At 58.8% G+C, this 20,969-nt stretch carries 17 protein-coding genes; 11 read left to right on the top strand and 6 right to left on the bottom strand.

The window, feature by feature from the left end:
- Positions 1–38: 38 nt before the first annotated feature.
- Genes K2M58_RS11710 through K2M58_RS11700 form a run of 3 tightly spaced genes read right to left on the bottom strand, consistent with a single transcriptional unit; the run spans position 39 to position 2,708 of the window.
- Complete coding sequence (locus K2M58_RS11710) at positions 39–890, bottom strand: ABC transporter permease (RefSeq protein WP_220677688.1); 852 nt, start codon at positions 888–890, stop codon at positions 39–41.
- Positions 859–1,755 (bottom strand): ABC transporter ATP-binding protein, encoded by an 897-nt coding sequence (locus K2M58_RS11705; RefSeq protein ID WP_220677687.1) that lies wholly within the window; start codon positions 1,753–1,755, stop codon positions 859–861. Before K2M58_RS11705 ends, K2M58_RS11710 begins: the two co-directional genes overlap by 32 nt.
- Before the next feature lie 32 nt (positions 1,756–1,787).
- Entirely contained in the window at positions 1,788–2,708 is a 921-nt protein-coding gene (locus tag K2M58_RS11700; RefSeq protein ID WP_220677686.1) for a hydroxymethylglutaryl-CoA lyase, read from the bottom strand.
- Between the two features lie 358 nt (positions 2,709–3,066).
- On the opposite strand from K2M58_RS11700, the gene K2M58_RS11695 reads away from it, so the two are divergent.
- Both K2M58_RS11695 and K2M58_RS11690 read left to right on the top strand, forming a co-directional pair.
- Positions 3,067–4,434, top strand: coding sequence for a UDP-glucose dehydrogenase family protein (locus K2M58_RS11695; protein WP_220677685.1), 1,368 nt, complete (start codon positions 3,067–3,069; stop codon positions 4,432–4,434).
- Positions 4,435–4,507: 73 nt separating this feature from the next.
- Positions 4,508–5,467, top strand: a complete 960-nt coding sequence (locus K2M58_RS11690; protein ID WP_220677684.1) for an NAD-dependent epimerase/dehydratase family protein — start codon at positions 4,508–4,510, stop codon at positions 5,465–5,467.
- A 77-nt stretch (positions 5,468–5,544) separates the two neighbouring features.
- Here the strand turns inward: K2M58_RS11690 and K2M58_RS11685 are convergent, their stop codons facing one another.
- Both K2M58_RS11685 and K2M58_RS11680 read right to left on the bottom strand, forming a co-directional pair.
- Positions 5,545–6,405, bottom strand: coding sequence for an SDR family oxidoreductase (locus K2M58_RS11685; protein WP_220677683.1), 861 nt, complete (start codon positions 6,403–6,405; stop codon positions 5,545–5,547).
- A gap of 168 nt (positions 6,406–6,573) precedes the next feature.
- Entirely contained in the window at positions 6,574–8,001 is a 1,428-nt protein-coding gene (locus tag K2M58_RS11680) for an ISLre2 family transposase (RefSeq protein ID WP_220677682.1), read from the bottom strand.
- Between the two features lie 684 nt (positions 8,002–8,685).
- Between K2M58_RS11680 and K2M58_RS11675 the strand changes: the two genes are divergently transcribed.
- Entirely contained in the window at positions 8,686–10,002 is a 1,317-nt protein-coding gene (locus K2M58_RS11675) for an RNA-guided endonuclease InsQ/TnpB family protein (RefSeq protein WP_220677681.1), read from the top strand.
- Here the strand turns inward: K2M58_RS11675 and rpoN are convergent.
- A complete protein-coding gene (rpoN, locus tag K2M58_RS11670) occupies positions 9,985–11,472 on the bottom strand; it encodes an RNA polymerase factor sigma-54 (protein ID WP_220677680.1) in 1,488 nt (495 codons plus the stop codon). The two genes, K2M58_RS11675 and rpoN, sit on opposite strands and share 18 nt — an antisense overlap.
- Before the next feature lie 105 nt (positions 11,473–11,577).
- Here rpoN and K2M58_RS11665 point away from each other — a divergent pair, with 105 nt between their 5' ends.
- The 8 genes from K2M58_RS11665 to K2M58_RS11630 all read left to right on the top strand — a co-directional run bounded on the left by K2M58_RS11665 (position 11,578) and on the right by K2M58_RS11630 (position 20,882).
- Positions 11,578–13,335 carry a sigma-54 interaction domain-containing protein gene (locus K2M58_RS11665; RefSeq protein ID WP_252393626.1) on the top strand — a complete coding sequence of 586 codons (1,758 nt, stop codon included), beginning with the start codon at positions 11,578–11,580 and terminating at the stop codon, positions 13,333–13,335.
- Between the two features lie 141 nt (positions 13,336–13,476).
- A complete protein-coding gene (locus K2M58_RS11660) occupies positions 13,477–14,799 on the top strand; it encodes an ABC transporter substrate-binding protein (protein WP_220677678.1) in 1,323 nt (440 codons plus the stop codon).
- A 105-nt stretch (positions 14,800–14,904) separates the two neighbouring features.
- The gene (locus K2M58_RS11655) at positions 14,905–15,774 is read left to right on the top strand and encodes a branched-chain amino acid ABC transporter permease (RefSeq protein ID WP_245637642.1); all 870 of its coding nucleotides are present in this window, start codon (positions 14,905–14,907) and stop codon (positions 15,772–15,774) included.
- Positions 15,775–15,839: 65 nt separating this feature from the next.
- Positions 15,840–16,820, top strand: coding sequence for a branched-chain amino acid ABC transporter permease (locus tag K2M58_RS11650; protein ID WP_220677677.1), 981 nt, complete (start codon positions 15,840–15,842; stop codon positions 16,818–16,820).
- Positions 16,798–17,526: an ABC transporter ATP-binding protein gene (locus K2M58_RS11645; RefSeq protein ID WP_245637641.1), complete on the top strand. Its 729-nt coding sequence runs from the start codon at positions 16,798–16,800 to the stop codon at positions 17,524–17,526. Before K2M58_RS11650 ends, K2M58_RS11645 begins: the two co-directional genes overlap by 23 nt.
- Positions 17,519–18,223, top strand: a complete 705-nt coding sequence (locus K2M58_RS11640) for an ABC transporter ATP-binding protein (RefSeq protein WP_220677675.1) — start codon at positions 17,519–17,521, stop codon at positions 18,221–18,223. Before K2M58_RS11645 ends, K2M58_RS11640 begins: the two co-directional genes overlap by 8 nt.
- A gap of 26 nt (positions 18,224–18,249) precedes the next feature.
- Positions 18,250–19,632: an amidase gene (locus tag K2M58_RS11635; protein WP_220677674.1), complete on the top strand. Its 1,383-nt coding sequence runs from the start codon at positions 18,250–18,252 to the stop codon at positions 19,630–19,632.
- Positions 19,629–20,882 carry a Zn-dependent hydrolase gene (locus K2M58_RS11630; protein ID WP_289628253.1) on the top strand — a complete coding sequence of 418 codons (1,254 nt, stop codon included), beginning with the start codon at positions 19,629–19,631 and terminating at the stop codon, positions 20,880–20,882. Before K2M58_RS11635 ends, K2M58_RS11630 begins: the two co-directional genes overlap by 4 nt.
- The last annotated feature ends 87 nt before the right edge of the window (positions 20,883–20,969 follow it).

The raw sequence follows: 20,969 nt of genomic DNA, 5'->3' as shown, positions 1-20,969 counted from the left end.
CCTTTTTGAATTTATAAAAGATGCGGCGATGGATGCGATCAGCTTTCGGCGGCGCTCTCTTCCGGCTTCCAGCGCAAAAGATACCGCTCCACGTGATGCACGGCCTGATCCACAACGAGCACGATGAGCATCAGGACGACCATTCCGGCAAATACGCCGGTCGTGTCGAAGACCCCTTCGGCATGGGCGATGAGATACCCCACGCCCTTTGAAGCGCCCATATATTCGCCGACGACGGCGCCGACGATGGCGAAGCCGATGCTGGTGTGCAGGCTGGAAAAAATCCACGACAGCGCCGAGGGCACAAGGACGTGCCACAGAAGCTGCCGCTCGGTGGCGCCGAGCATGCGGGCGTTGTCGATGACGACCCGGCTGACCTCCCGCACGCCCTGATAGACGTTGAAAAAGACGATGAAAAAGACGAGCGTCACCCCGAGGGCCACTTTGGACCAGATGCCGAGGCCGAACCAGAGCATGAAGATCGGCGCCAGAACGACCCGGGGCATGGAGTTGAACATGTGGATGTACGGTTCCAGGACTTTGGAGACGAACGGCAGGCGTGCCAGAGCGAAGCCGAAGACGATGCCGAGCAGGGCGCCGATGGCGAAGGACAGAAACGTCTCTTCCAGCGTGACCCACAGGTGCGGCCAGATGAACCCGCTCCCGAACCATTGGGCGATGCGCAGGAGGATCGCCGACGGCCGGCTGAAGAAAAAGGGATCCACGGCGCCGGCGCCGACCGCCGCCTCCCACGCGAGGAGGATCGCCAGACCGAGAAGGACCTGCCACAGGCGGACGGAGCCGAGAAGGCTTGCGGCCCAGGACCGGCGCCGTCCGGCCGCCCACACGGGGCGCTCTTCACGCTCGGGCCAGGGATTTGTGGCGCTCATAACTTTTCAGCACCTCCTCCCGCAAGATGGCCCAGATCGAGCGGTACAGCTCGCCGAAGGCCGGTTCGGCGCGGATGTCGATCAGATTTCGCGGCCGGGGGATGTCCACCTTGAAGCGGCCGACGATGCGGCTTCCCGGTCCGGCGGAAAGAACGACGACCTCGTCGGAGAGGGCGATCGCCTCTTCCAGGTCGTGCGTGACGAACAGGACCGTCTTCCGGGATGAAGCCCAGAGTTCCAGCAGTTCGTTTTCCATCATCTGCCGCGTCTGGACGTCCAGGGCGCTGAACGGTTCGTCCATATGCAGGATGTCCGGGTCGACGATCCAGCTCTGGGCCACCGCCACCCGCTTGCGCATGCCGCCGGACAGCTGATACGGATACCGGTCGGCAAACGGCCTGAGCCCCACCTTCTCCAGCCAGTAAAGCGCCCGTTCCCGGGCTTCCCGGCGGTCGACGCCACGGAAGATCAGGCCGAGCATGGCGTTTTCCAGCACCGTTTTCCATGGCAGAAGGGCGTCCTGCTGAAACATGTACGTCGCCCGCCGGTTCAGCCCCCGGAGCGGCTCGCCGAAAACTTCGATGGTCCCCGCCGACGGCTCCGTAAGCCCGGCGGTCATGTTCAAAATCGTGGACTTGCCGCTTCCGCTGGGTCCGACGATGGAGACGAACGTCCCGGCGGCAACGTCCAGGTCGATGTCTTCCACCGCCGTGTATGTGCCGCCGCTCGGCGTCCGGAAGCGCTTGGTGACCCCATTCAGACGGAGGGCCAACCCGGATGCCGGCGCCTGATCCCGATTGCCGACCGAGGCGGGCCTGTCGATCCGTTCGGGATGGGCGGTCGGCCTTACGGCTTGGTCTTCCACGATGTATCCTCCTTTCCATCGTTCAAGAAAGCTCAGGTCCGCCGGGCACCCAGGGGCCGGAAGGGACCGGCCTTCATCACCATGCCCTCTAGGGGGTGTCCGACGATCTTTTCCGCCCAGCGGGCCACGTCGATCAGAGCGTCCAGGTCGACGCCGGTGGCGACGCCCATCCGTTCGAACATGTACACCAGATCTTCCGTGGCGATGTTGCCCGTGGCGTTGGGCGCAAACGGACAGCCCCCGAGCCCGCCGACCGAGGCGTCGAACGTCGTGGCCCCGTTTTCCAAAGCGGCGTAGGCGTTGGCGAGGCCGGTGTTGCGGGTGTTATGCAGATGTACGCCGATCGGCACGCGCCCCTCCGTCGCTTCGCGGGACCGCCGCACGAGGCGCCCCACCTGGCGGGGATCGGCGACCCCGATCGTATCTGCAAGGATGATTTCGTCGAACCCGGCTTCTGCCGCCCGCCGGACCCATTCGACGACCCGCCCTTCGTCTACGGCGCCTTCGAACGGGCAGCCGAAGGCGACGGAGAAGGTGATCGTCACCGGGCGGCGTCGATCTCCGCGCCCTCTGATGTCCGCGAGGGCGGCGAGGAAAGCCTGAAAATTGTCTTCGGGGGAGGTCCCCTGATTGGTGCGGTTGAACGATTCCGTCACGCCCAGCGACAGGTGAATCTCGTCGACATCGGCCTGAAGGGCCCGTTCCACGCCCCGGCGATTGAGGGCCAATCCGGCGTAGACGATGCCGTCCCGCCGGTGGAGCCCCCGGAAGACCGCATCGGCGTCGGCCATCTGGGGCACGGCTTCCGGGCGAACGAACGACGCCGCTTCGATGAACCGCAGGCCGGCCTCGACAAGGCGATGGATGAGTTCCAGCTTCTGTTCGGTTGAAAGCAGGGTGCGTTCGTTTTGCAGGCCGTCCCGGGGACCCACTTCTTGAATCTTGATCGCCATGGCCCCGCTCCTTTTCACCGGCTTTTAATTTGTATACAATCACAGAGTACAAACGTATTTTTCATCAATAAATAAGCCATAAAACAGGCGCTCACATCGAAATCATCGTTTGATTGTATACATCATAGTCGGGCGAAGGCCGAAAGTCAAGAGAATCGTATTAGAATTTTTGCGTTTTCTCCTGCTTTCTTTTGTTTTTCCACGGAGTACAACGGAGTACAATGGAACCGTCCGGACAAATCGAGACGACGCGCCCGATCATCGTCACGGTTCGCAATTTTACCGGTCTCGAATCTGGTCATCCGCCCGGTCATTCGTTCCCCGATCATTCGATCTGATAAGGGAAGGGTGCCCCAAAATGCAGATCGTCATCGTCGGCGCGGGCTACGTCGGCCTTACGACGGCGGTGCTTCTGACTTACATCGGCCACCACGTCACCGGCGTGGACATCGATCGGCGAAAGCTCGAGCTCCTTCGCCAGGGGAAAAGCCCGATCCACGAGCCGGGCGTCGAGGCGATGCTGGCCCGGCTCGGGGACCGGCTTTCGTTTACCGACGACCTCAAGGCTTCCGTCGGCGAGGCGGACGTCATCATGATCGCCGTCGGCACGCCGGAGAAGGCGGACGGCGAGGCCGACACGCGGTACGTCGAAGCGGCGGCCTGGACGATCGCCGAAGGGATGGCGAGCGGCCACGCGTACACCGTCGTCGTCAAGTCGACGGTGCCGATCGGGACAAACCGGCGCGTCGCCCACGTCATCCGCCGGACGCTGGAAGCGCAGGGGACGGAGGCCACCGTGTGGGTCGCCTCGAACCCGGAGTTTCTCCGGGAGGGGATGGCCCTTTACGACAGCTTTTACCCCGACCGGATCATCGTCGGCGTCGACGATCCGGAGGCGGCAGAGGTGCTACACCGCCTGTACCGGCCGCTTCTCGAGCGGACGTTTGAGCCGCCGGACGTCATTCCCCGGAGAGAAGAAGGCGGCCTTCCGCCGTTCATCACGACGGACCCGGTGAGCGCCGAGCTCATCAAGTACGCCGCGAACGCCTTTCTGGCGCTTAAGATCAGCTTCATCAACGAAATCGCCGGCCTCGCGGAAAAGGTCGGCGCGGACGTGATCGAGGTGGCGCGCGGCATCGGGCTCGATACCCGGATCGGCCCGCGCTACCTGGCGGCGGGACTCGGCTGGGGCGGGAGCTGCTTTCCGAAGGACACGGCCGCCCTCCTCGCCGTCGGGCGGGAACATCGGTATGAGATGCCGATCGTCGAAGCGGCGCGGCGGGTGAACGAGCTGCAGCGCGAGCGGGTCGTCGAGAAGCTGCAGTCCGCCTTAAAAGGCGTCCGCGGGCGGACGGTCGCCGTCCTCGGGCTTGCCTTCAAGCCGAACACGGATGACGTCCGCGAATCGCCGGCCCTCGCCGTCCTTCGCCGCCTCGTCGCCCTCGGCGCCCACGTCCGCGCCCACGACCCGATCGCCGTCCCCAATGCCGAGCGGGCACTCACTGAGGCGGAGCGGGCGGAGGTGACCTTCGTCTCCGACCCGTACGCCGCCGCGGACGGCGCCGACGCGCTCCTTCTTGCGACGGAGTGGGCGGAATACCGCCGCCTAGATCTCCCGCGCCTGAGGGACCTCATGCGCACGCCGGTCTTCCTCGACGGACGGAACGTCTACGCCCCGGAAGCGGTCCGGGCGGCCGGGCTCTTGTATCTCGGCGTGGGGCGATGATCGGCTCGATTCTGGATCATCAACCGTCGTGGAGTCAACCGTCGTCGAGCGGTTCGAACCCGGAGGCGAGACCGTGAAACATGCCCTCGTGACCGGCGGTGCGGGATTCATCGGGAGCCACCTCATCGACCGCCTCCTGGCCGAAGGCTGGGCGGTGACCAACGTTGACAACTTCGATCCCTTCTATGACCCGGCGATCAAGCGAAAGAACATCGCCGCCCACCTTGACTATGAGCGTTACCGCCTCGTCGAAGCCGACATCCGCGACCGGGAAGGGCTCTTCCGGTCGCTTCGCGATGATTATGACGTCATCGTCCATCTGGCGGCCAGGGCCGGCGTCCGTCCGTCGATCCGGGACCCCCTCGGCTACCAGGCGGTAAACGTCACCGGGACGCAGCACCTGCTCGAACTCGCCCGCGAACGGGGCATCCGGCAGTTCGTCTTCGCCTCCTCGTCGAGCGTCTACGGCGTGAACCCGAACGTCCCGTGGCGGGAAGACGACGGCGTGCTTCGGCCGATCAGTCCGTACGCCTCGACGAAGGGGAGCGGCGAGCTCCTCGGCCACATCTACAGCCATCTGTATGGGATCCGCTTCATCGCCCTCCGCTTTTTCACCGTGTATGGTCCCCGGCAGCGGCCGGATCTTGCGCTTCATAAGTTCGCGCGGCGGATGCTTCGCGGCGAGCCGATCCCGATCTACGGCGACGGAACGAGCCGGCGGGACTACACGTACATCGACGATATCGTCGATGGCGTGCGCCGGGCGATGGACTATGCGGCCACGTCCTATGAGATCATCAATTTGGGCAATCAAAAGACCGTCGGGCTTCTGGAAATGGTGCGGGCGCTGGAGGAAGCCCTCGGCGTGCGGGCGCGTCTGGAGTTTTTACCGGCTCAGCCCGGGGATGTGCCTCGGACGTGGGCGGATATCAAAAAAGCGAAACGGCTTTTGGGGTATGCGCCGAGGATGCCCTTTTCCGCCGGTGTCGCCCGCTTTGTCGACTGGCTGGTCGATCAAGGAAGACAAAAATAATCCGCCTGAGGTCATCCGGCGCCCGTGCCGCATGACCCCGGGCGGAACGATTCGACCGGGCGGAACGATTCAATCGGTCAGCGGTTCTGCTTCAGCCACGCTTCCACCGTGCGCGCCATCGGCGTGGTCGGCCGCTGGATCAGGGCGCTGAGCTGCCGACCGTCGTCAAAGAGGCTGCCGGCGGCGATCGCCACGTCCCAGCCGGCGATCATCCTGGCGTACGCTTCGGGAATGCCGGAACGGATGAGCAAAGACGCGTACTCCTCAGGGTCCACGTTCCGATAGGGGATAACGCGACCGACCTGACGGGAGATTTCTCGGGCGAGGTCGTCCATCGTCCAGGCCTCATCTCCGGCCAGCTCGTAGACCTTCCCTTCATGTCCTTCGGTCGTGAGGACGACGGCGGCGGCCTCCGCATAATCGGCCCGGCTGGCTGAAGAGATCCGCCCGTCTCCTGCGCTTCCGACGAGCACGCCGTTTTGGACGGCGCTGCGCACTGTGTCTTCATAGTTTTCCGTGTACCAGCCGTTCCGCAAGATCACGTACGGCAGACCGGACGCGCGAATCGCCGCTTCGGTCTGGCGATGCTCCTCGGCCAGATTGATCTGCGACGTGTCGGCATGAAGCAGGCTGGTGTAGACGAAGAGCTTTACGCCGGCGCGCCGGGCCGCGTCGATGACGTTCCGGTGATGCTGGACGCGCTGGCCGATCTCGCTGGAAGAGATGAGAAGCAGCTTGTCGATGCCGGCAAACGCCGCCTCCAGCGTTGCCGGTCGCGTATAATCGGCTTCCCGGATGGTGACGCCCTGCGCGGCCAGTTCCGACGCCTTGCCCGGATTCCGCACCGCCGCCACGATCTCGTTCGCCGGGATTCGCTGCAAAAGGGACGCGATGACCAGCCGTCCGAGCTTTCCCGTCGCCCCCGTCACCGCAATCATCGGTCTGCCCCCTTCCGTTTGGGTCCGATCATCATCCATATCCTGACCGGCTCGTACGCTCCATATTCTATACAATTTATAGATGCTTTGTCAATTAAAGTATAGCGATGGGCCGTGTCAAGGTTCGGTAGGCAGGGATCTCACCGAAAGGGAAATCCGCGCTCAATCTCATGGGAAGACCGGTCTTGTAAGCTCGCGCAAAACGTACTTCACCCACGGTTTCCCAGCGAACGGACCTTCCAGCGCCGGAAGATGCCCCCGCAGCCACTCCCCAGCCGCGTGAGCCAGCCCCTGCCGGACATCCGGCTTCCGCCAACGGTGCTTTGCTTCTTTCGCCTCGGACTGGCGCCCTTGCGCCTCTGACCGCCCCGCTTCCCCGAAGCGCCCATTCGCCCGGGCCGTCAGTAACCGCGCCAGGGCATCCGCCCCGTGACGGCTCCACCGCGCCCCCTGTCGCTTCATCCGGCGGGCGATGATGTGAAACACTTCCCCTTCGACCGCCCCAAGACGCCAGGCCTCCGGCAGGGCGATAATGCCTTCCCAATTGTGACGGAGGTATTGCTCCAGTCGACGCACGCGCGCTTTTCCCCGCCGCGTCGCCCGGACCCACGCTTCCCGTAAACCCTCCTCCACCGCGTTCCAGTCCCCCTGGGCGATCCCTTCGGCAACCCGCTCGTACGCTTCCCGGTCGCTTCCCAGCGCCTCAAGAAGCGCCCGCCGGAGATGGTAGCGGTCCAGGCGAAAGACGGCTCCGGGAAGCCACGCCGCCCCCGCCTTGATCCATCGCTCACCGTCACCGCCCAGCCAGATCCGCCGAACGACGCTCAGATCCCACCTCTCGCCCAACTGGGCCACCGTTTCTTCCCAAAAGGCCTCCGCTTCCATCACGCCGGCGACCGCCTGCCGGTTCTTAAGCCGTCCATTCTCACTCCGCCCTTCATAGGCGACGCCGAGCTTGATCTCCAGGAACCCGGCGTCTTCCGGCCGCGCCTTCCGCGCCCGAATCCATACGCCGTCCGCTTCGACGCCAAGCGCTTCAGCTTTCCGCGCCCCGGCCGGCACTTCGCCCCGCTCAAACACCCGCCGCCGGCTCTCCGCGGCCCGCCGGCGCTCCGCTTCCCCCAGCTCCTGCACCGCCTTCCACACGCTCATGGCGCTCACGCCGGGAGCCCAGGACGCCAAAATCTCCGCCGCCCGCCGGTAAGACACTTCCGTCGCCAGCCATGCCATCCGCTCTTTCAGCCGGTCCGATACCCGCTGCCCAGAAGAAAGACCCAGCGCGTCATCGAGCAAAAAAGCCGTCTCGCCGGTCTCGGTGTTTCGATAGAAGCGCCGCCGAATCCGAAGCTCCCCAAACAGGGTGAGGATGCTTCGCGTTTTGGCATGTACCAGTCGCCACTTCCGGGTATCCCGCGCTTCCATCAGCTCGATGTCGACCTGTTCCAGAAGGAGCGTCATCACTTCTCGGGCCGGCCAGCGGGTCGCGTCGGCCACCTGTTCCTCCAGCTGTGAAAAGGTGAAATTCCGCCTCGAAAGGTGAAGCATTTTGCTAAGGAACAGAAGGAGAATCGGAAGCAGGCGTCGAAAGAAGTCCATGGAGATCACCTTCCCTTACCGGCCCAAAGGGCCGGTATTTTTTTTCGGTGAGATCTCCATTCGCTTTGAACAGCGTGGACTCCTGCCTGCCTACCTAAACTTTACACGCTCATAGCGATGATCCGTGAGTGGGTCGCCCCGCTTGACTCGGAACGCACCGGACGTCCGGCCGTCGATCCGGAACTCGTCATGCGGATCATCTGACCGTCTTCCCTCTTCCATCCCTCTGGGCGGGAACGCTTTCACTCGCTCCCCATGCGCGCCGGTGATGTGGGGTTCTGAGGGCTCGATTTCGCGTCCGGGCTTCACCCGAAGACCGGGGGGCCGCGGCTTTAGGATCGCCCGACTTCCAAAAGAAGCGCTCCCCGGGTGGCGCCGAGCTGTTCGGGATCCGGAGAACGCACGCTGTTCGGGATCCGGAGAACGCACGCTAAAGACGGAGCAAGATCAAGGCGGTACTCGCGCAAAATATTGCCCGTCAATGACGCGTCGTCATGGAACGCCTTTTTGCCGAAGACAAGGATCAATGGCGATAAACGGGTTCGATTTCTTCCGAAAAGGGTTTTCCGGCGCCTTTTTATAGAACGCCGCGGGAAGACCCGCCTCCTTCAGGGGGCGGGATGAAAGCGGCGCTTGAACATTTGTACGAATTTCGGTATCCTCGCCTTAAAGGAGGTGAAAAGCATGGCCTGGAGTTCTGCCTCCCATCCCGATCGGCTGCTGCTCACCCGGCAGTTTCCGATCGGACCCGACCGCCGGCCGGAGTTCGAACCGATCATGCAGGCGGCCAACCGGATCTGGAATTCGTGCGTCTGGCATTCGCGGGAGATCCGGGAAAAGGAAAACCGGTGGCCGAACGAAGGAGAGTTGAAGGCGAAATTCAAGTTCTTCAAGGTCTGGAAAGAACTCCACTCCCAGTCGGCTCAAGCGGTCGTGGAAGAGTACTTTGAGGCCGTCTCCGGCTACCGGAAGCACCGGGAAAACGGTCACGATGAAATGCGTCCGCCGGATTTCAAGCCAAAGAAACACCTTCGGACCGTGACCTGGAAAAAGCAAGGGTTTAAAGCCGGAGATGACGGCCTTGTGCTGAAGCGATCGCGGGGAAAAGACCCCGTTTCGGTTCCGCTGCCTGCGGGATGGAACGTCATCGTCCTGCCGGACGGACGAAGCGTGACCGGCACCCCGGTCGAGGTCAAGGTGAAGGCGATCGTCCGTCGCCGGAAGGTGGAAAACCTCATCCTCCACGTGACCTTCGATTTCGGGGTCGTGCCGGTCCGCCCTGAGGCGGGGCCCGTCGCGGCGTACGACTACAACGCGGCCATGCTTGCCCGGGCGACCTCCGCCGGTGTGCTGGATCTTTTCGTCGGCCGCGAACTCCTGGCCCAGATCCAGTACCGGAACAAAGTGCTGGCGGAATTTCAGGCGAAGCTGAGCCGCCTCAGGGAAGGATCGCGGCGCTGGCGCCGGCTTCAGGCGGCCAAAGGCCGGGTGCTTGAAAAGCTCGATCGCCGGATCCGGCACATGGAGCACGCCCTGACGAAAGCGCTGGCCGAACTCGACCGTAAAGAAGGCATCGCCGTCGCCGTCCTCGGCGATCTGACCGGCCTTCGTCGTTCCGCCGGAACCGGGATGAAAGGGAAGAAGGCCAACCAGAAGATCCACCAGATGGCCTACGATCGCCTCGGCTCCCAGCAGGGGTACAAAAACCTCATGCGCGGGATTCGGACGATCTTTCTTCCCGAAAAGTACACGTCATCGACCTGTTACGCCTGCGGCCGGCGGGACCCGTCGTCGAGAAGACATCGCGGGCACTGGAAGTGCAGGCGGTGCGGTTTCTCTTTGCAGGCGGATCTGAACGGCGCCGGGAATTTGCTCAAGTTCCGGCTTGCCGAAAACGTCGTCGGCGTACCCGGTCCGGTGTCTTTCCGCACGATCCGGCACTGGCGCTGGGATAAGCGCTACAACCGGTACGTACACGTATCGTCAAGGGCCGGGGCTTAAGCCCGGTACCTGACGTAGTCGGGACTTCAGTGACGGTCCCCTCCGGAGGCGCGAAGCCTCCGGTGTAACCCGGCAGGACATCCTGCCGCCAGGAAGCCCTTCCCCTTCAGGGGGAGGGAGAAAGTCACCGTGTTTCCGCTGTTGCGAAGAAGGAATGCCCGAGAGGGAACGGTACTTAGCCACCGTTCGTCGAGAGATGTAAATGCCCTCCCTATTTAAAGCGGCGGCGATCTCTTCGTCAGATAGCGGTTGGGTTTTGTCTTCGGCCTCGATGTACGCCTTGATTTTGCGGATGACGGTTTCCGAAGTGGCTTCTCCTTGCGCTTCTGTCCCGCTTATCGCTGAGGGAAAAAGGCGTTTAAACTCGATCACACCCCAGGGTGTTTGGATGTATTTATCGCGTACGGCCCGAGAGACCGTTGAGACGCTCAATCCGACAGTTTCGGCGACGGTCTGCATTGTGAGCGGTTTTAGGTGATCGAATCCATAAAAGAAAAAATCCTTCTGATAATGCGCAACCGCGTGTAACACCCGTGCAAGGGTTGTCTTGCGAGCGTTTAGCTGTTCAATCAGCTTGTTCGCTCTGGCGACTTGGCGCGCAAGATACGCTTTCGTCTGCGTGTCCAGTTTCTCATGGCGCAGCATCTGTAAGATATCCGGTTCCAGCGTCAGGCGCGGTAAAACATCGTCGTATATCCTGACCTCAAGCGTGCCTGTGTTGTTCTGCACAGCCGCGTCGGGAATAATGTAGACAGTCGGCTCTGAATCGGTAGAATAAAGCTTCCCTGGTTTGGGATGAAACGTTTTTAGGAGTGACACGGCTTCAAGAACCGCTTCGAGAGAAACGCGCAAGCGGCTGGCGATTTTCTTGAATTGACCTTTTGCGACATCAAGCAAATGTTCCTCGATAATCGCGGTTAAAACCGGTAATGGTTCTCCCAGTCGCCGGTGTTGAAGATGAAGGCATTCGCGCAAGTCGCGTGCGCCGATTCCCGGTGGATCAAGCGATTGAACGACTTCTAAAGCTTTTTTTAATCGATCCATGGGGTAGTTAAAGCGCTGAGAGATTTCTTCGAGAGGCATCCCGAGGTAGCCGCGTTCGTCAAGCGCGTCAATAATGAGATGGGTACCTTTTAAAAGTTCGGTATCCAGCTGATAAGTCGGGAGGGCCGCTTTTAAGCGATCGGCTAACGTTGGCTCCGGTGCCTTAAGTGCCATCACCGGATCTGGAGTCTTTTCGTCCAGCGGCTGCCGGTTTTTTTTATGAGGGCGCCTTGCAAACGATGCCGACATCTGCCATGTTGGTGGGTCGACGCGGATCGCCGGATTGTCCAGGGCCACGTTGTTTACATACGAAGCGAGATCCGTCACGCCTAAGGTCAAGATATCCAGTGATTGTTGGAGATCGGGGGTAATATAAAGTTCTGTTTTGAGCTTTTGTTCAATCCTAACTTCTGGCCGGTGGATCATGAGAATCCCTGCTTTCTAAACAGCTTGGTCGTTTGTATAATATTATACTACGCTAAAGTTAAAGAATGGGGTTAACGCTGGCTGCAGATTGAGGGGGTGAAATTAATGGAAAGGGGCTTGAGTTTGCAAGAGCCCGTCATCCTCGACGCCCTGCCCATCGGGATCTTAATCGTCGATGTCGAAGGGAAGATCTTGTTTCAAAATCGAACCGCCGTCGCCTGGGGGATGCTGGTCGAGCATCTTGTCAGACAGATGGACTGGATGAAAATCATTCAGGAAGATATGCTCGTAAGGGAGCAAGTCCATGTGAATGAACGATGGTATGCGTTTCAGGCGATGTCCATCGGACTAAAAGAGCGGTCGCAAGAGGGGATAAACGCCATTGGAATGATGGTCATCGAAGAGATTACCGAATATCAGAAGCTCAAAAAGGAACTCGACGAATATCGAACGTCATTTCAAGATCTGCAAACGATATTTGATAATTCATATGATGTGATTTATGTGTCGGACGGAAGTGGCATCACCATGCGCGTCAGTTCCGCGTGCGAACGGCTATGGGGGATGAAAAAAGAAGAATTGGTGGGCAGAAGCGTCTTTGAGCTTGAAGCAGAAGGTGTTTTTCGCCCATCGGTCACGCGCTTGGTGCTGGAAACCGGACGCAAAGTCCAAGTGTTGCAAGAGACGATGACGGGGCGACGATTGATGGTGGTGGGAACACCGATAAAAGACGCATCCGGCCGCATCGTTCGCGTCGTCAACGCCTCCAGGGACGTGACGGAAATCGAGGAATTAGAAAGGGAGCTCCATCAATTAAAAAGCATTGTCGAGGGATATCGGCGTCAAATTGTCAAGTTGCAAGAGCGACGGGAGGCTCATGGAGAACGACTTGTTTATCGAAGCAAAGCGATGGAAAAGTTGGTTGCGCTCATTGAACGAGTCGCAGCGACCGATTCTACGGTGCTCATTCTGGGAGAGTCGGGCGTCGGAAAGGAGATCATCGTCAATTACATTCATCGACTCAGCAGCCGGGCCAATAAACCGCTGATCAAGATCAATTGTGCTGCGATACCGGATTCCCTCCTGGAAAGCGAGCTCTTCGGGTACGAGCCCGGGGCGTTTACCGGGGCCGATAAGCATGGAAAAGCAGGGTTATTTGAATTGAGCCACGAAGGGACGCTGTTTTTGGATGAAATCGGAGACATGCCCATCGGCCTTCAGGCAAAGCTTCTGCGGGTACTCCAGGAAAAGGAAGTCGTCCGTATCGGCGGGCATAAGCCGATCCGCGTGGACGTGCGGATTATCGCGGCAACGAACCAAGATTTGCAGTATCTGGTGGAAAAAGGGAAGTTTAGGCAAGACCTCTATTACCGGTTAAACGTCATTCCAATCATCGTTCCGCCTCTGAGAGAACGGAGGGAGGACATTATTCCGCTGATCCATCATTTTCTCAACCTGTATCAATCAAAAATTGGCCGTTCCATCACGCTTGCAAAAGAGACGCTGGAGTTGCTGGAGGCGTACGACTGGCCGGGGAACGTACGTGAGTTGCAAAATATTGTTGAACGATTAGTGGTGACTGCCGAGAGTGAAGTTGTAACGGTCGATCAATTGCCTGCTGGCCTAAAACAACGCACTTCATCTCGATCAAAGCAAGAACGTCAGGGTGAGGGGGCCGCGGAAGATAAAGATGGGGTTGACGTTAAGCGGATCATCCCCCTTCGGGATGCGGTGCGCACGGTTGAAATGAAACTGATCCGGATGGCATTGAAAGAATACGGGACGATCAGCAATGCAGCCAAAGAACTTAAAGTCGATCAATCGACTTTATCGAGGAAAATACAAAAATTAAATATGCGTTAGCGCATGTTCATTATGTCATAATGCATGGAGCGGAAGGCGGTGATGGGGCCGTTCTCCGGCAATTGAGTCCCCGTTGATGCTGGCATGCTTTTTGCTAAGGGATATGAAGTGAAGACGAATCCATCGAAGGGGGATGGCTACATGTTTCAACGCAAACGAAAGGTTTTTTGGCCGATTCTACTCCTGGCCATCGTCTTCGCTGCCGGATGTTCGGGCTCGCCCTCTGCGCCGGCCGATCAATCGACGGGGCCGTCTTCGTCTCCGGAGAAGAAAGATCCCATTAAGATCGGTGCTATTTTTCCCTTGAGCGGTTCGCTGGCGCTTTTGGGGACGGAATCGTTTGAAGCCGCTGACCTGGCTCGGAAAATCGTCAATGAGCAAGGTGGGGTTAACGGGCGTCCGGTGGAATTCATTAAAGCGGATGCCCCCGATGCAACGGCGGCGGCCAATGAGGCCAATCGATTGATCTCTAAGGAAGGCGTCAAGTTGATCATCGGAACGTACGCGAGCGGACTGGCGCTGGCCGCGGCGCCGGTGGCTGAGCGCAATGGAGTTGTTTATTACGAATTAATTGCGTCCTCGGACAAGCTCAACCAGCAAGGATTCCGATATGTCTTTAGGGTAAACGATAACTCCACCAAGCTGGGCACGGCAGCGGTCGATTTTGTCGAGGAGGCCTTGGCTCCGAGATTACAAATCGAGCTGGAAAAACTAAAGCTGGCGGTCATTTTTGAAGACGGAGCCTTTGGGACGGCCGCTGCGGAAATTGTCAAATCTCGAGCTCTGCAAAGCGGTATCAATTTGGTTGCCTACGAAAACTATAAGGCCACAAGCGTCGATTTGTCCTCTCTCGTACTCAAATTAAAAGAAGTGAATCCGGACGTGATTATCGCCGCCTCCTATGTGAACGATGCCGTCCTTTTTCAAAAGCAGGCGAAGCAATACGACCTCAATCCGAAGGCCTTCATCGGGATTACGGCCGGTTACGGCCTTCCGGACCTGGCGGAAAATCTGGGGAAAGACGCAAACGGCATCTTTGTCGTCGAGGCGCCTGCGATGGTGAATCCTGAAGCGCTCACCGAAGAGGCGCGCAAGCTCGACGAGGAATTTCGGAAACGCTGGCAAGAGATGAAAGGGCGCGATCCCGCCGGCCACGCCTATCGGGCATTTAGTGGAACGTATGCCTTACTAACGCAAATTCTACCAAATGCGGCATCTGTGGAAGATTCCGAGGCGATTCGCGAGGCCCTTCTTAAGGCAGATATTCCGGAGGGGAGCCTTCCGAACGGATGGGGCATCAAGTTTTTGCCGGAAATCGATCCGAACGCGGGATTAAATGAGCGGAGCTTCGCCGCCATCCAACAGTGGCAAGATGAGAAGCTCGTTATGGTCTGGCCGGAAAAATTAGCTACCGCCGAGATCAAAGACGTGCCTCTCCCTCCGTGGAAAGATCGAAACAAGTAAAGAGCGGGTGAAGAATTCGATAGAACGTTGAAAAAAGTCCAGAAGGAGTGGGCCGGTTTTGCCGGCCCCCTTCTCTTCATCATTTTTTGGAGGAGGGACCGGTTGGTGCTTTTACAGCTGACGGTCTCAGGCATACTTTTGGGCGGGATTTATGCCTTGATTGCAGTCGGTCTCACGTTGATTTTTGGCGTGATGCGCATCGTCAATTTTACCCACGGCGATCTGGTGATGCTTGGCATGTATCTGACGTATCTCCTATACAAAGGATTTGGACTGGATCCTTACATCTCGCTGTTCATCGTTCCGCTCGCTCTGTTTTTGATCGGCGTCCTCATCCAAAAATTGGTCGTCCAACGCGTCGTGGGTCGGCCGCATGAAGTGCAGATTTTTGCTACGGTGGGGCTGTCGATGATGTTGTCGAACGCCGTTTTGGCCTATTTCAAAGGCGATTATCGCTCCGTTCAGACGACTTACTCTACCGATACGATTCAAATCGGGCCCGTTTTCCTGGGCGTTCCTCAGATCGTAGCCTTCGGGATTTCGGCTGTCATTACGCTGGTTCTTTTTCTCTTTCTCAAATTCACGTATACCGGCAAAGCGATTCGAGCGACGACGCAAAATCGTATTTCGGCTACGTTGATGGGGATTGACGTTCGACGCGTGTATACGATGACGTTTGCGATCGGATCCGCTCTGGCCGGGATCGCCGCCGTTCTGTTGATGCCTCTTTATCCAACCTATCCGTCCATCGGTGAGGCGTATCTTCTGATCGCTTTCGTGGTCGTGGTGCTCGGCGGATTGGGGAGCATTCCCGGCGCATTGGTGGGGGCGCTCATCATCGGGGTTGTGGAGACCGTGAGCGCCTATTACTTGGGTTCGGGATGGAAGCAGGCGGCGTATTTCGTCATCTTCATTCTGGTTTTGATTATGCGTCCACAAGGTTTGTTCGGACAACGGGGCGCCGAGCAACTGTAGTTGAACAACTGGAAGTAATTAGCAATTGCATCTGAGCAGCAGTAAAGGAGGAAACAGGAGGGTTCATGCTTAAAAAAGGTGGATTCGTTTTGAGCGCCGGATTGGTCGTGTTGCTTATGGTAGCGCTCATCTATCAAATAAAAAATAAATACTATTTGGATATCCTGTTTATGACGTTTTTCTGGGCCTCTCTGGCTGCCGCATGGAATATTTCAGGGGGGTATGCCGGACAATTTTCTCTGGGACATGCGGCTTACGTGGGCATTGGGGCGTATTCGACGGCATTGTTGTACATTAACTTTCATGTCTCCCCGTGGATCGGCATGGTCGTCGGGGGGCTGTTTTCGGCGCTGCTGGCCCTTTTCATCGGCGTCATCACGGTTAAGGTGCGGGGGCCGTTCTACACGTTGATTACCATCGCCGTCGCGGAGTTGCTGTACATTAGTGCTATTCAGCTGAAAGAACTCACGCACGGTTCGGAAGGCGTATCGCTCCCGTTTAAACCCGGTTGGGTCAACATGACGTTTCGGGAACGCGAGACGTACGTTGTCCTCGCTTTGCTCTTTGTGGCTTTGATTTATTTCATTACGAAAACGATGGAAAGGCGAAGAATCGGCTATTATCTCATCGCGATCCGGGAAAATGAAGACGCCGCGCGGGCGCTGGGCGTGCCCGTGAAAGAGATGAAGCTCCTGGCCACGGTGCTGAGCGCGTTCTTGACCGCGGTCGGCGGCGCCATATATGCGATGTACATTATGTTTATCGAGCCGGACTCCGTGTTGTCGTTTGCCTTTTCGATTCAACCCGCGCTGATGTCCATCATCGGCGGCCTGGGCACCTCCCTGGGGCCGCTGATCGGGTCGTTCGTGCTAAGCCCGTTAGATATGTTTTTGCGCGAATCCTTTAGCCATATCAACGGTTTAAACCTCTTGATTTATGGGTTTTTGCTCGTTCTGTTTGTGCTGTTCTGGCCGGAAGGTTTGTGGCCCAACGCGGTCAGGGCTTATCGAAAGTGGAGGGGTGGTGGCGTTGAAACTAAAAGTTGAGCGTTTAACGAAGCGCTTCGGGGGGCTCACCGCCGTTCGCGATGTGAGTTTTGAGGTGCGCGATCAGGAGATTCTCGGGATCATCGGACCGAATGGGGCGGGAAAGACGACGCTCTTTCACTTGATCAGCGGATTCGAGCGTCCGGACGCGGGGCGCGTGTTTTTGGAGGGGCAGGACATCACCGGAAAAAGCCCGGAAGCCATCAGCCGGCTCGGGCTCACGCGGACGTTTCAGCTCGTCAAGCCCTTCGGCAAGATGACCGTCCTCGAAAATGTCTGTGTGGGCGCGTTTTTGCGTCGCTCCGATTTGACGGACGCGCGCGCCGTCGCCGAGGACGTCGTGGAATTGGTCGGACTGAAGCCCTTCGCCGATCAGCCTGCGGCGACGCTGCCGATCGGTCATCGCAAAAGGTTGGAATTGGCCCGGGCGCTGGCTACAGAACCGAAGATTTTGTTGCTCGATGAAGTGATGGGGGGGCTTACGCCGGCGGAGATCGGCCAGATGATCGACACGATCCGCAGGCTGCGGGAAGGGGGCCTGACCATCGTCATCATCGAACATCATATGCGGGCGATCATGTCGCTCTCCGACCGGGTGGTCGTCATGCATCAAGGAGAAAAAATAGCGGAAGGGACGCCGAAAGAGATCGCTCAGGATTCACGCGTCATCGAGGCCTATTTTGGGGGGGAACTCCGCTTTGCTTAAAGTGGAAGATTTGAACGTCTTCTACGGAGATATCCAGGTCTTGCACGAGGTGTCGATTGAGGTTCGGGAAGGAGAGATCGTGGTCATTTTGGGGGTCAACGCCGCCGGGAAAACGACCCTTCTGAATACCATTGCCGGATTGACCAAAAAGTGGAACGGGACGATGACGTGGATGGGGCAGCCGCTCCAGCGCGTTCCGGCCTTCCGGCGCGTCGAGATGGGAATCGTGCTCGTGCCGGAAGGAAGACAACTGTTTCCGTTTATGACCGTTTTGGAAAACCTGGAGCTTGGCGCGTACAGCAAAGCGGCTCGAAGAGAAAAGGAACGATCGCTGGAATTCGTCTTTCAGCTGCTTCCTAAGTTATACGAACGCCGGCATCAACTGGCGGGTTCGCTTTCCGGAGGAGAACAGCAGATGGTCGCGATCGGGCGGGGGTTGATGGCCAAGCCGAAATTGCTCATGCTGGACGAACCGACGCTCGGTTTGGCGCCGAAGATTGTAAACGACGTTTTTCAGCTGATCCAGGACATCCGTAAAAGCGGCGTGACGATTTTGCTGGTCGAACAGAACATGCATCAGTCGCTTCAAGTGGCCGATCGAGGATACGTCCTGGAAAACGGCCGCGTCACGATCAGCGGTTCGAGCGAAGCGCTTTTGCGGAACCCGACCATCCGGGAAGCGTATTTGGGGATCTGACCGTACGGCTTCAGGAGGCTTTCGGAATGGATGTTTTGGCGCTCAGCATTCAGACGCTGGCCGACCGAATTCGGGCCCGGGCGATCTCGATTCCGGAGCTCGTCGGTGAAGTCTTGCGGGAGATCCGAAATCGGGATCCGGAATTAAATGCGTATGTAACGATTTGCGAAGACGGGGTGCAACACCAGGCCAAACGGCTGCAGGCCGAAATCGATCGGGGGCGTTGGCGCGGCCCTTTACACGGCATTCCCATCGCGGTGAAGGATATGGTGTATACCCGAGGATGCCGGACGACGATGGGTTCAAAAGTGTACGCCCATTTTGTCCCCGATGATGACGCCACGGTGATCCGCAAGTTGAAGCGGGCGGGAGCGGTGATCATCGGAAAAACGAACACGCATGAATTTGCCTTTGGGCCGACGGGGGATCGGTCCCTCATTGGCCCGACGCGGAATCCGTTTGACAAGCGTAAAATCAGCGGTGGATCCAGCGGTGGCTCGGGGGTCGCGGTTGCGGCTCGACTGGCCTTCGCCGCGGTTGGAACCGACACCGGAGGTTCGATTCGCATCCCGGCTTCAGCCAACGGCATCGTGGGGCTGAAGCCGACGTTTGGCTTGGTCAGCCGTTCCGGCGTCTTCCCCCTCTCCCATTCCCTCGATCATGTGGGCCCGATGACGCGAGACGTCATCGACAACGCTCTTCTTCTCCAGGCTATGGTTGGTTTCGATCCGAAAGATCCACATTCGGTCCGGAAGCGGCGGGAAGATTATTTGCGATGGATAGGCCGTTCCATTCGCGGGCGGACCGTCGGGGTGAGCGCGTATTTTTCGGAGCGCGTCGAAGCGGAAGTGTTACGGGCTTTAGAAAAAGCAATCGACGTTTTTGAGGCGCTCGGGGCGAAGATCGAACGGCTCGATCTTCGTCCGGAATTCGAAGCGATCGTGAACGCGCAGCAAGTCATATTGCAAGCGGAAGCCTACGCCGTTCACGAAACCACCGTTCGAGAACATCCGGATCTTCTGGACCCGGAAGTCTATGAAAGGTTGGTAAAAAGCAAAGAAGTCTCGGGTTATAAGTACGTACAAGCTGTGCAAAAAAGAAAAGAATATATTCACTTGTTAAACAAGGCATTCGAGAAAATCGATGTTTTGCTGACGCCGACGCTCCCGATCCTGCCGCCGGAGATCGGGCAGCGCGAGGTTAACGCTCAATGGAAAGAACCCGTCCGTGAAGCGCTTTTGCGCTTCACGTCGCCTTTTAACTACACCGGTCATCCGAGTTTGTCGATTCCCTGCGGATGGTCGAAAAGCGGCTTGCCGATCGGATGTCAGTTGGTCGGCCAATTCTATCATGAGGCGCTTTTATATCAGTTCGCGTATGCGTTTGAGAAAGCGAGGGAAAAAGGGTGAAGGACTTATGCGCGACGGTCGACGGAGCGCGGCTTATGGATCGGCTGGAGGCGCTCGGCCAAATCGGGCGCCAGCCCGAAACCGGAGGCATCACGCGCCTGGCGTTCAGTGAAAATGAGCGGAGAGCCAAGCGGTTGGTCGCCGGCTGGCTGGAGGAGATCGGCGCGACCGTCGTCGAGGACGCGGTCGGCAATTTGATTGGACGGGTAGAAGGAGAAGAAAATCAGGCTCCCGCGATTTTGATCGGCAGCCACCTCGATACGGTCGTCGACGGCGGCATGTTCGACGGCGCTTTGGGGGTCGTCGCCGGAGTGGAAGCGTTGACGGCGATGAAAGAACGCGGCATCCGGACCCGACATCCGATCGAGGTCATCGCTTTTACGGATGAAGAAGGGGCGCGCTTCGGGGCGGGCATGCTCGGCAGCCGGGCGTTTGTCGGAATGCTTTCAAGGAAAGAGCTCGAACATGCCGATGCCGAAGGATGGACGATCGCCGAAGCCATGCGGGCCTACGGTCTCGACCCGGAACGCCTCGAAAGCGCCCGTCGCGCGCCTGCATCCATCCGTGCGTACCTCGAGCTGCACATCGAACAAGGAAAGGTGTTGGAAAACGAAGGGCTCCCGGTCGGCGTCGTCACGGCGATCGCCGGGCCGCTCTGGCTTCACGTGAAGGTCCAAGGGGAGGCCGGGCACGCCGGAACGACGCCGATGAGGCTTCGCCGAGACCCGTTGGCGGCCGCGGCCGCGATGATCGCTTTCTTGGACGCCGAAGCCCGCCGTCGGGATGAGGTCGTCGCGACCGTCGGGAAGATCGAAGCGCTTCCCGGCGGGGTGAACGTCATCCCGCATACCGTCGAATTCACGGTGGATCTCAGGGCGATTGACGAAGCGGTGCGCGATGCCGTCGAACAGACCCTGCGCCAAGAAATGGAGACCATTGCGGCAAAGCGCGGCGTCTCTGTAAGCATTCGGGAAGGCCATCGGTTAAAGCCGGTGGCCCTCGATCCCGCCGTGAGCCGGGTGATCCGTCAAGCCGTCGATTCGCTCGGCATACGCCCTTTTCACCTGCCAAGCGGCGCCGGACACGACGCCATGCAGTTGGCTCAGTTTGTGCCAACCGGGATGATATTTGTTCGTTCTCGCGGTGGAATCAGTCATCGGCCGGACGAATGGAGCGATCCGGAGGATTGTCGCTTGGGGGCTGAAGTGCTGTTGCGTTCGGTTTTATGGTTAGACAGGCTCGGTTTGTGAATGGGGTTGGGCGGAATGCCGTGCCCGAAGTCTCTATCGAACTCTTGACACGGTCTGCGGTCATCCAAATCCTTGCGACCGTCCTCA

This window comes from Hydrogenibacillus sp. N12, assembly GCF_019645935.1.
Classification (GTDB): domain Bacteria; phylum Bacillota; class Bacilli; order Thermicanales; family DSM-22653; genus Hydrogenibacillus; species Hydrogenibacillus schlegelii.
This window is presented reverse-complemented; position numbering and strand designations above follow the sequence as displayed.